The following is a 9851-nucleotide window of genomic DNA, read 5'->3' as shown; positions in this document are numbered from 1 at the left end:
GGCTAGTATCAGTTGCCACGGTGGGAGTCGCCAGGGTACCGGGTACCATGTGCGAATCGAAGCGGAGGCAGTCGAGTAGGGCACAGCAGAAAGGGCTTAGAGGTGCAATAGGTAGGGCAGGCAGGGCAGGGTATTAGCGGGGCACGGTCACGACACCGGCCATGACCACGTTGGTCAGGGCGCAGGTCGAGTAGTAGAAGTGGGCGCCCATCCACAGCAGGGCGTCGGCAAAGGAGGTAGCGGACTGGTAGGCCTGAATGTCGTTGACCAGCCAGATGGTCTTATCATCGTAGAGTTCCACCCGGAACCGCTCGGCGCCATTCCACGCCCCCACGGGCAGGGCCGTATCGGTGCCGTTGTGGTACACGCGCCACTCGGCTGCCCCGGCGATGTAGAAGCCGGCTTTGATGTTGCTGCTTTGGGCTGTCGCGGCGCTGGTCCAACCGAAGTAGCCGTAGTCGGTGACGCTGTTGTGGGTGAACTCCACGTAGCCCCGCAGGCCCGTGCCGGTGTTGTCGAGGGCTTGCGTGTGCGTCGCGGTGGCCTGTCCGAAGCCGTCCACTGCCGTCAGGGTAGCCCCGGCGTCGGCCTGGCTACAGCCGTTGGCATACCAGGCATAGGCAGACGGCGTGATGCCCCCGCCGGTGAAGGGGCGGAAGCCGATGTTATGCGGATAAAGAGGCTTAGGCATCAGGCGAGGGTGAAAATGGTGTAGGCTACCCGGGTCACGTCCACCCGCTGCGGTTCCACGCGCAGAATCACGGCCGCCGGCGGGGTTGCGCTGGCAAAGGCGGCAGCGAGGTCAGCCGTTACATCAGCATCGGTGGTGCGCTCCGGGCCGTAGGCGGTGTTGTCCACGGCGCTGATGACCTGGGCTTTATAGCCGGTGGCGTTGACGTTGCCGGCCGTTACCAGGGCGAACGTCTTCGGCTCCATCAACACCACGTCGTTGTAGCGGCCCGTATCGTCTTTGGCGGCCTGGTAGCGGTCGGCTCCGCCGGTGCCGGCCTCGGCGTTGTTGATGTAGGTCTTATCCTGGGTGTTGGCGGGCGCGGTGAAGCTGGAGCAGTTAAGCAGGGTAACCCCGTTGCAGGTAGCTGGAATGATACAGCCGGTGCTATTGGTTATCAGGTTGCTGGTTCCGCCCTGAATCAGGTTGCCCGCCCCGCCGGTGATGCCGCAGAGGCCGGCGGCGCCTGTTATCAGGTTGTCGTCGCCGCCTACAATCAGGTTGGCATCAAAGCCCGGGTCGGTGCTAATGGTGCTTTGGTTGCCGCTAAGACCGACCACCAACCCGCCGGGGGAGGCAATGATCTGGTTGTTGCCTTCCAGCACGACCACCCGGCTGTCGAGGGCGTCGAACTCGGCCTGGTCTACATCACCCCCGCCCCCGCCTTTGGCTACCAGCTGCTCGTCGGCCGTCGCCCCGTGCTTCCACCAGTATTCGGTGCCGCCGATGTTGACCGTGCGGCCGGAACGAAAGGCAACAGGCACCGTGGCCCGGGCTTCCGTCAGGTCCGCATAAGGCCGGTAGAGGGTTTCCGACAGGCGGAAGTAATAGTACTCATCAACCGGCCCCCCGTAGTTGTTGACGATTCCGCCTGCGTTTGTAAAGCGTGTGTAGCCCATCGGTTAAGCGAATTGGAAAAGGTGGCGGGCACTGCTGCCGTAAGGGCCGGCGGCCTGGTAGACGTAGGGCGTATAGCCTGGCACCGGGATACCTCCCGCGTTGTTGACGCTGATGGTGGGCTGGGCTACATAAGCCGTAGTGATGTTGGCGTTCAGGTTGTCCAGGTCGGTCACGCTCACCAGCGAGAGGCCGGGCGGCAGCACGATAGCAAAGGTTTTTTCCGTGGTGCCGGTGGTCAGCGTGAACTGGTTGCCGGCGCTGGTCAGCTGGTTGCCGGGCAGGGCGCGGACCTGAGCGCTGGTGGCGGGCGCTACCGAGGCGGCGCCCCAAAACAGCCGGTAAAAACCGCGGAAGCTGAGCGTTTCGCTGTGGAAGTCCGCTTCGGCCGCCTGCGGGGCGTTGGGGTTGCGGATAGCGGCGTTGCGGTCATCGTCTTCCCCGGTGCTGGTGGTCTTGCGGTCACCTTCGTTGTAGGACACCAGCCCGTGAATGCTTTTCGGGGTGAGGGCGCGGGTCATGCTCAGGGCCTTGCTGAGCGTATTGCCCAGGCCGCTGGCTACCTGCTGGCCGTCTACAAAGAGGCGGTTATTGGTCAGGCTGCCCGCGTCGCCGGGCGTGAACAGGTCGCCAATGGTGTTAATGACCACCTCTCCTACTTCGCCCGTCGGGCTGGCGCTCATGTCGATGCTGAGGGCCGCCACCGTATAGGTCGGGTACAGCACCCCGGAAAAGGCATTTAGAATGGATTGCACAGGCGTCTTACCGGCATCCGGTACGGTCTGCCCGATCTGGTACTTGCCATAGGGGGCGTTGACCACCAGCCAGTCGGTCAGGAAGGTGTTGCCGCTATCCGGGGCGCCTTCCTCAAAGACTTCGGTGGAATCCGTCAGCGTGTAGGTACCCGACGTGTAGGTGCCGTCCAGGTTACGGCGCAGCGCCACCGGGGAGAACGTCGCGGCGTCGAACAGGCCGTGGGTGATGTAGACGACCCCGCTCTGGCTCTCGATGTAGTAGAGGCGGTTCGGGAACACGTCGGCTTCCGTCTGGAGCGTGCGGGCCTGGGCCGTGGTGACGCGGGCATACAGGGCGGGCACGTAGTTGCTCAGCGCCGCCGGGGTTATCCTGATATTCCGGTTTCCCGGGTCGGATTCCGTCGGGCGAACACCCAGCAGGTAGTCACTTGCTAACAGTGACGAGGGGGCCCCCAATTGACTTCCTTTGCGGTCAGGCATCTTCGAGTAGGAAATAAGAGTTGTCTTCGAGCAGCAGCGCGCCGCCGTCTTCGAGTAGTAGCAGGCCGTCGGGCCGCGGCGGAATACCGATATAGGTCCCGAGCAGCTCCACCAGCGTTACCGTATGAAAGCCCTGGGCCACGCTCCACACATGAGCGGTCTGCTTGTAGCCCCGGGGCCGTAGCTCCTGCGGGTCGGTAATGGTGTTGCGGACGCGGAGCCTCCCCATCAGCACGCCGGTCAGTACCTGCACCGGGCGCTGCTGCCAAAGCAGGCGTTCCGCGGCTAACAGGTCGCCCAGTTCCTTGCCGGCCAGCAGGTCCGTACCGAGTTCGCCCCACCGCTGGGTCGGGGTGCCGTTTGCCAGCAAGGGCGTGCGGTCCACGAGGGAGCCGGGCGTGTCGCTGCCTTTCAGGGCCAGGCGGTCATCGACCTGGATTAATCGGCCGGCCTGGGTGTTGCGGGCGCGGTAGAGGTCGGTGCGCTCTTCCACCGTGGCTTCGCCGTTGGTCAGGCGCAGCCCGGTGATGACCATGTCCTTGGTGCTGTAGAGCCGGACGGATACCGTGTTGGGCTCCACCAGGAACGGGATGGTAAAGGTGACGGGCTTCAGGAGTTGAAACAGCCGGACCTCGAAGCGGTGCGGGGTATTGCCTAGTCCGCTGGGTGATTGGATCCACTGGTTGCCCACTTGGATGGCGTACTGCAGCACCGGGTAGGAAGACGCCGGGAACCCGGGGGCGGGCTCGTCTATTTCCGGGCCGTCGGGTATCTGCAGGTCCCGGTCAAACGTGGCCGTGATGGTCAGCGTCATCATGCCGGGCAAGCGGAAGTCATCGCGCACGTTCCCGACGGCGGCCGGTGGGCTCTGCACCCAGGCGTTAAAGTCCGTTCCCGTAAAGCGCAGGCCGGCGGGCTCCCCTTTCTTGGCGGGGGCTTGCCGGGCCACGGCGGCACGGCCGGACCAGTACACCAGCGCGGCGGGGCCGGGCAGAAAGGCAGCCTCCGACCAGTCCGTGCCGGGCAGCAGGTTCAGAATCCCACCCGGTTCGGTGTTGATTTCCACGGCCGACACCGCCGGCAGCAGCTGCAGACGCTGGGCAGCCGTTACCCACGGCAGCTCGTCTTCGGGGTCGCTAATGACCCGCAGCAGGCTTTCGGTCGTGACCCCGGGTAGGCGGGCCCCGGTGGCGTCGTAGCGGCGGCGGCGGGTGGTTTGCCGGGCAACTTCGCTGATGCGCTCCACCCACCACGTACCTTCTTCCTGCCGGAGCTGGGCGTTGTAGCGGCTCAGCACCAAGGCCAGCACGTCCCGGCACGACATGGGCTTGCCGTTGTCGGTTAACCCCTGCGCGTAGGTGTAGACCTGCGCCAGCGGGTCATCGGCTGCCAGGGTAGTCATACCGTAGGCGTACAGGCTGACCGAGGTAGTCAGGGGTAAGGCGTAGTCCAGTACTTCCAGGCACCGCCGGAGCAGGTCCAAATCGGAGAACGTACCGGAGAGCTTGGCGCCGGAGGCCGTGGTAAAGGGAATCTCTTTCAGCCCGGCCAGTCCGTCGGTGGCCCGCAGGGTCATGTAGAACGGCGGAGCCAGGTGGGCGGCGTCGTAGAGCTGCGGGGTTAGCCAGCCGCTCCACTCCAGCGTTCCGCCAATCCACAGTTCGGCTTTGGCGTAGCGGTCATCCGGGGCGAAGGCGTCGCGCAGCTGGTCTTCCTGCATCACCAGCAGGTTGATGTCGAGCGTGCTGGCCTGCACCGGGTTGTCGGCTACGTGGTCGGTGGCGTTGCCCTCCCAGGTGATGACGGCCGTTTCCGCCTGCCCTTCCAACACTTCCGGCTCCCCGGTGTAGCCGCGCAGGCTGATGCGGACTTCGGCATCTTCCTGGTATTCGGGACAGAAGAAGGGCACCGTGTAGCGCAGCCCGTAGGCAGCGGCCGTGGTGAACTCCAGCTCGGCTAAGCAGCCGTCTACCCGGTTTTCCTTGACCGTGACCAGGTGGCGCCCGCTCAGCAGCCCGTCGAACGTGGGCGAGGTCTGCCCGGGGGTCTCGAAGCGGTCTAAGGAGTAGAGCAAATCACCCTGGGCGCCGGACGTGAGTACGGTAGCCGTGGCGTCCTTGCCCTGCGCGGATTCGGGCGTAACGGTTACCCCGGTAATCTGCAGCGTACACGCCCCGAAGACCGGCGCTCCGCAGAAGGGAGCGTCTGCCGTGAGGATGATGGAGGCGTAAGGCGGGGTCAGCAGGGCGGCGAAGTCCACCCGGGTCGTGCCTTCGCAGCGCCCGCTAAAGACCTCCCCATCGGCCCGGCCCCGTTCGGCCTGGGTCACGCCCAGCACTTCCGGCGTGGGCGGGGTGGTGTAGTCCTGCACCAGCCGGGGGCCGGTGGTGTAATACAGGTTATGCTCTACGCCCTGATCGTCGGTAAACGTGTCGATCAGATCCCCCGCGGGCGTGCTGGCAGCGCCAATGGTGTAGCTGCGCGTCAGCGTGCAGCGGTTCGTGCCGTCGCCCTGGTCGCGGACGTACACCAGGCCCGGGCCGGTGGGCAGCGCGTCGTAGCGCGTGCGGGCGGCGGTCCAGTTGGAGTTATCGATGGAGCTTTCCCAGGGGCCGTAGCTCGTGCCCACGTCGAGCAGGATGGCCCGGCCCACTACCTGCACGTTGCAGTACAGGTCGCAGGTCACGGCCGGCTCCTGGTAGTAGTTCTCTTCTACACTCAGCAGCGGGTCGGCCCCTACCTGGTTGAGCACCCGGACGCGGGTGGTGCCTTCCTGGGCTTCGTAGAGCACCTGTCCGTCGGGGCGGCCGTCGGCATCGGGGGCGTCGTTGACGGCTGCCTGCCCGATCAGCGCCCCGGTGCTCAGTACGTAGTCCTGATAGGTCAGGCTGCGTGGCAAGTCACTGGCATACACCCACTCCCGGCGCACATCGGCGGCGGTGTAGGTTTGCGTCAGGACGGGGAACAGGGCCATAGCACGAAGCTACCCTGTGCCTTGCCCGGGGTGAAGTGTTCTAGTGGAAAGGACTATATGAAACGAGGTTAGCTAGCTAAGAGCCGCCGCTTCTGTTCCTGAAACTCTTCCTCTGTCAATACTCCCTGGGTCTTGAGCTGAGCCAGTTTGGTTAGCTCATCAGCCACCGACACGCCTTGACTTGCCGCGGGCGCTTGCCCTTTTTGCTGGTAGGCCCGGATGTACTCGTTGATCTCCTGAATGATCTTGGCCGACTTCTCGGACTTCGGCACCTGCACCTTTCGGTTGTCGCCACCAGAAGCCAGGATAACCATATGGCCCATGACACTGAACATGCCAGCCGTTTCGTACTGAATGCCGTTGACGCTGCGCAGCGGGTACGAACTACCCCCGTTGCCGAAAAGAGACCACGTTAACTGGCCGTCTTCAATCTTAACCTTGGCTTGTGCGGTGCCGAAATCCCAGGACTTGCTTTCCATTGCGAGAGTTGTTACCCAGGCAATATAGGGGTTCTAAGAAACACTTAGCCGGCGCGCCTCATCAAGCATAAGGGTTCTAGCCAGCGCCGATACGCTTAGCCCTCGCGCCTTGGCTACACGCTGAAACAGCGCCTTTTCTTCGGCATCTACCTCAATGGTAAGCATGGGCTTACGGGGCTTCTTCTCTTCGCTTTTCATGGTGTAAAGATAGTAATACATGGGGAACACATTAATTTATTTTGCTTGTCTCTATAATTTCTCATGTGTTTGTAATGATTACACGTATATTTGAGCATCAAAAAAAGAGAGGCCAACCCCGGCAAGGGTTGACCTCCATTTCAAAACAGGGGCGCTAACCCCTATTTCAATCACTGTAAGAGTAAAGGTAATGACTGATTACGAATTTGAACTCGAATTGTCGATCATGCCCGGCTATGCCGGAATCTGGGTAGGCATAGCAAAGCAAAAGGCGGTGTACGTTCGCTGCAAGCAGGGGCGCTTACACGCGGAAGCCATGCAGAAACAGCTGATTCGCATCTATCAATGGATGCGCGGCCAAGGTCACGCGGTAACCCCTGGGCTTGTGCGGGATATTGCCGTCGGCTCGAAAGAACGCCTGAACTCACTAACGGCGTTGTCAGTGCTGCCGCTTGTCTACTCCTAGCGCCCCGACGTGAGGCCCTGCCGTGTTTGGGCAATAGTGAGGGTGCCGATCAGATCTGCCCCGCGCTGAACTACTTTAACCTCGTGAATCACCGTGACGGGCCCGCCAGTTGCAGTTGTTTCTAAAGAACCACGAGTGCGCGGGGTGTAACCTGCGCTGGGCCCGGTAACACGGGGGGTGTCGGTTTTTGCCTGGAGCTTAGTGCGCTGGCCCTGGGCATAACCACCGGCCGCCCCTAGGGCCAGGCCCGCAGCAATCTCAGCCACACCCTGCCCGACGTTGCCGATAGCAATATCCCCAGCGCCCTTCAAGAGCAGTTGCTTTCCGAACTTTAGCAGAAAGTCGGCCATCAGCGCAAGCGTATCCTGAAGTGTTGCATTCAGGGCGTCATTTACATTCCCAACGCCGGCCGCCACCTGCCCTAGATTTGCGGCAGCTCCGATTGCAAGGTCTGCAAAGGCGCCCTTTAACTCGCTTAGAAGCCGTTCCATTTCCACATTGGCGGCGGCCATTGTGTCGAGGGCTTCCAACTGAATACTTCCTAGTCGAGCATATGCCCCGCCCGCCTCGTCTATACTGAGGTTCAGCGCATCTAAGCTGACAGGCGGCAAGGTCATGGCTTCACTCAGGCTCGACGTGTCAAGCTTAATAGCTTTAAGCTGAAGGCTAGAAACATCCGTGTAGATGTCCTGAAGTTTTTTCAGTTCACTTACATACCTTTGAACGGTCTGACTGGCTGGGTCAAAGCCAGCGGCAACCAGCGACCTTACCCCTGCCTCAAGGGCGCTTTGCCTGCCCCCTAAATAGTCATAGTTAAGCCCTAAGGCTCGGCTCAGGTTATCATTCAGGGAGAGCGCTATTCGCAAATCCTCTAGCGCTTTGGCCCGCGCGGCTGCGGCCTCATCAACACCGGGCGTTAACGGAGAGATGCTGCTGGCTTTGGCGTTGGCATCTGCGACAGACAGGACTTCCCCCTTCAGGCTTCGCAGGTTGGCGTTCTGATCGTTGTAGTCTTGGTTGAGTCGCTGAAGATTGGCCCGAAGGGCGCTGATCTCGGCGTTGTCGAGCTTGCGGCGGGTCGTTACGTTTTCGTATCCTTCACCCACCTTACGTAGGCTGGTTTCCTCCACGAAGATTTCACCGTTAGGCGAAGCCGACTGCAGCAGCTGGGTGGTTTTGACAATCTGGGTAGCGAGATTGCGAAGGGCTGTCGTCTGGTCCTGGATGTCCTGCTTATTACGCACCCGCAGCACGGCCTTTTGTTCCTCAACGAAGGCCCGCGCTTTAGCCGAGTTAATATCCAGCGCGTTCCCGTAACTGTCGAACGCCGTGGCAACACCCGGCACCTGATCGGCAATCTGCTTGATTACCCGGCGCAGTTCTTCCTGCTCAGATTTACTGAGGGAGGTTTTACTTTTTAGCTGATCGTAGCGGGCAAGCAGTGGATTTACCCCTTTTTCGAGGGCTTCAACAGCTGCTTTTTGATCTTTAAACGACTGCGTGCTACTACCCTGGGTTGCCAGGTAGCCAGCGGTAGCAACAGCTAGCGCTGTCAGCCCTAGCGCAATCAATCCTATAGGTCCGCTTAGCAACGCAAAACCAGTTGCTATTGCGGGTAATGCTGCACCTAAGGCCCCAATGGCTGCTACCACCGGCCCGATAGAAGCACTAATACCAGCCAACAACACCCCGAACTGCAGAATCTGTGGGCTTGTCTGCGCTAGTCCAGTTATTACGCCTGTAAAGGACTGAAGCAGCGAAGTGCCTATCTTCTGTATACCACTCTCGGCTATAGCTATTCCCAATCCTTCAAGCGCACTTTTTGCAGCTTCTAGGGCCCCAGCAAATCCTTTGGAGAGTATTTCGCCTTGACTAGCGGCTTTGACTTTGCCAATGGCCTCCGCCATCTTGTCAAACCCCTCGGTGCCTTGTTTCGCAAGCAACAGGGCTGTTCTGATTGAATCGGTTCCAAATATCTTTGTCCCCAGATCAGTACGCTGCTGTTCATTCAGCCCCTGAAATGCCTTTTGCAGGTCCCCCGCGATGATGCGCAGGGGCTTCATTTGGCCCTGCGCATCAAAGAATTGAAGCCCCAGCTTCTTCATAGCCTCTTCGGCTTCCCGACTTGCAGGGACCAATCGGCTTAGGAAGGTTTTAAAGCTAGTACCTGCGTCCGAACCAGATGAAAAACCCGAGGAAGTAGCAGCAATGGCAGTATTAAAGTCCTCGAATTTCACCCCAAGGGGGCCGGCAACGCCACCTGCCTGCCCCAGTGCAGCGGCATAGTCGTCTATGCTGAATTTGCTTGCAATGGTGGTGCCTGTAATGTTGTCAACAACCGCAGCCAAGTCCTTTGCAGACTTGCCGAAGTTATTCATTACATCGGTGGCAATGTCGGCTGATCCAGCCAACTTACCGCCAGTGGCCGTCGCCAAATTCACAGCCGCGTCAGCTGCCCCGCCTAATATATCGGTAGTGCTAACGCCGTTTTTAGCTAGCGCCTCTAATGCGCCGGCTGCGTCTTGGGCAGAGAACTTGAGCCGCGGATCGAGAGCAATAGATTTTGCCTTGTTCTTTAAATCATCTAGTTCTTTACCGCTTGCCAGGGTCGCCGCCTCAACCCGATTCATGCCAGACTCAAAGTCGCTTCCCATTTTTAGGGCGCCTGCGCCAATGGCGGCTAATGGCAGGGAGACGTACTTGCTCAGGCTCTCGCCCACCCCTTGCAAGGCTTCGCCAGCCCTTACAAAGCCCGACAACTCTTTTTTTGCGATTGCTAGGGAGCGTTGGAAACCTGAAATTTCCGCTCCAAGCACCACCGACATTTGCGCTAAAATTCCACTTGTTGCCATTTTATTTTACTAGATTTACA

General features: G+C 60.5%; 8 protein-coding genes. 1 reads left to right on the top strand and 7 read right to left on the bottom strand.

Features of this window, described 5'->3' with window-relative positions:
• Positions 1–133 precede the first annotated feature (133 nt).
• The 6 genes from LJY25_RS14815 to LJY25_RS14790 all read right to left on the bottom strand — a co-directional run bounded on the left by LJY25_RS14815 (position 134) and on the right by LJY25_RS14790 (position 6534).
• Positions 134–691 carry a hypothetical protein gene (locus tag LJY25_RS14815; RefSeq protein WP_227609132.1) on the bottom strand — a complete coding sequence of 186 codons (558 nt, stop codon included), beginning with the start codon at positions 689–691 and terminating at the stop codon, positions 134–136.
• A complete protein-coding gene (locus tag LJY25_RS14810; RefSeq protein ID WP_227609131.1) occupies positions 691–1629 on the bottom strand; it encodes a hypothetical protein in 939 nt (312 codons plus the stop codon). The genes LJY25_RS14815 and LJY25_RS14810 overlap by 1 nt, the downstream gene beginning before the upstream one ends.
• 3 nt (positions 1630–1632) lie before the next feature.
• Positions 1633–2862 (bottom strand): hypothetical protein, encoded by a 1230-nt coding sequence (locus LJY25_RS14805; RefSeq protein WP_227609130.1) that lies wholly within the window; start codon positions 2860–2862, stop codon positions 1633–1635.
• The gene (locus LJY25_RS14800; protein WP_227609129.1) at positions 2855–5836 is read right to left on the bottom strand and encodes a hypothetical protein; all 2982 of its coding nucleotides are present in this window, start codon (positions 5834–5836) and stop codon (positions 2855–2857) included. Before LJY25_RS14800 ends, LJY25_RS14805 begins: the two co-directional genes overlap by 8 nt.
• 68 nt (positions 5837–5904) lie before the next feature.
• Positions 5905–6315, bottom strand: a complete 411-nt coding sequence (locus LJY25_RS14795) for an SHOCT domain-containing protein (protein WP_227609128.1) — start codon at positions 6313–6315, stop codon at positions 5905–5907.
• 33 nt (positions 6316–6348) lie between these two features.
• Positions 6349–6534 carry a hypothetical protein gene (locus LJY25_RS14790; RefSeq protein ID WP_227609127.1) on the bottom strand — a complete coding sequence of 62 codons (186 nt, stop codon included), beginning with the start codon at positions 6532–6534 and terminating at the stop codon, positions 6349–6351.
• Positions 6535–6703: 169 nt separating this feature from the next.
• Here LJY25_RS14790 and LJY25_RS14785 point away from each other — a divergent pair, with 169 nt between their 5' ends.
• Entirely contained in the window at positions 6704–6979 is a 276-nt protein-coding gene (locus tag LJY25_RS14785; RefSeq protein WP_227609126.1) for a hypothetical protein, read from the top strand.
• On the opposite strand, the gene LJY25_RS14780 is transcribed toward LJY25_RS14785, so the two are convergent.
• Positions 6976–9831 carry a phage tail tape measure protein gene (locus tag LJY25_RS14780; RefSeq protein ID WP_227609125.1) on the bottom strand — a complete coding sequence of 952 codons (2856 nt, stop codon included), beginning with the start codon at positions 9829–9831 and terminating at the stop codon, positions 6976–6978. The genes LJY25_RS14785 and LJY25_RS14780 overlap by 4 nt on opposite strands.
• Positions 9832–9851 lie beyond the last annotated feature (20 nt).

Source organism: Hymenobacter translucens, from assembly GCF_020685205.1.
Classification (GTDB): domain Bacteria; phylum Bacteroidota; class Bacteroidia; order Cytophagales; family Hymenobacteraceae; genus Hymenobacter; species Hymenobacter translucens.
This window is presented reverse-complemented; position numbering and strand designations above follow the sequence as displayed.

Excerpts from the sequence above, each read along its gene's own strand:
- LJY25_RS14815 (WP_227609132.1), bottom strand. The coding sequence starts at position 691 with ATGCCTAAGCCTCTTTATCCGCATAACATCGGCTTCCGCCCCTTCACC.
- LJY25_RS14810 (WP_227609131.1), bottom strand. The coding sequence starts at position 1,629 with ATGGGCTACACACGCTTTACAAACGCAGGCGGAATCGTCAACAACTAC.
- LJY25_RS14805 (WP_227609130.1), bottom strand. The coding sequence starts at position 2,862 with ATGCCTGACCGCAAAGGAAGTCAATTGGGGGCCCCCTCGTCACTGTTA.
- LJY25_RS14800 (WP_227609129.1), bottom strand. The coding sequence starts at position 5,836 with ATGGCCCTGTTCCCCGTCCTGACGCAAACCTACACCGCCGCCGATGTG.
- LJY25_RS14795 (WP_227609128.1), bottom strand. The coding sequence starts at position 6,315 with ATGGAAAGCAAGTCCTGGGATTTCGGCACCGCACAAGCCAAGGTTAAG.
- LJY25_RS14790 (WP_227609127.1), bottom strand. The coding sequence starts at position 6,534 with ATGTATTACTATCTTTACACCATGAAAAGCGAAGAGAAGAAGCCCCGT.
- LJY25_RS14785 (WP_227609126.1), top strand. The coding sequence starts at position 6,704 with ATGACTGATTACGAATTTGAACTCGAATTGTCGATCATGCCCGGCTAT.
- LJY25_RS14780 (WP_227609125.1), bottom strand. The coding sequence starts at position 9,831 with ATGGCAACAAGTGGAATTTTAGCGCAAATGTCGGTGGTGCTTGGAGCG.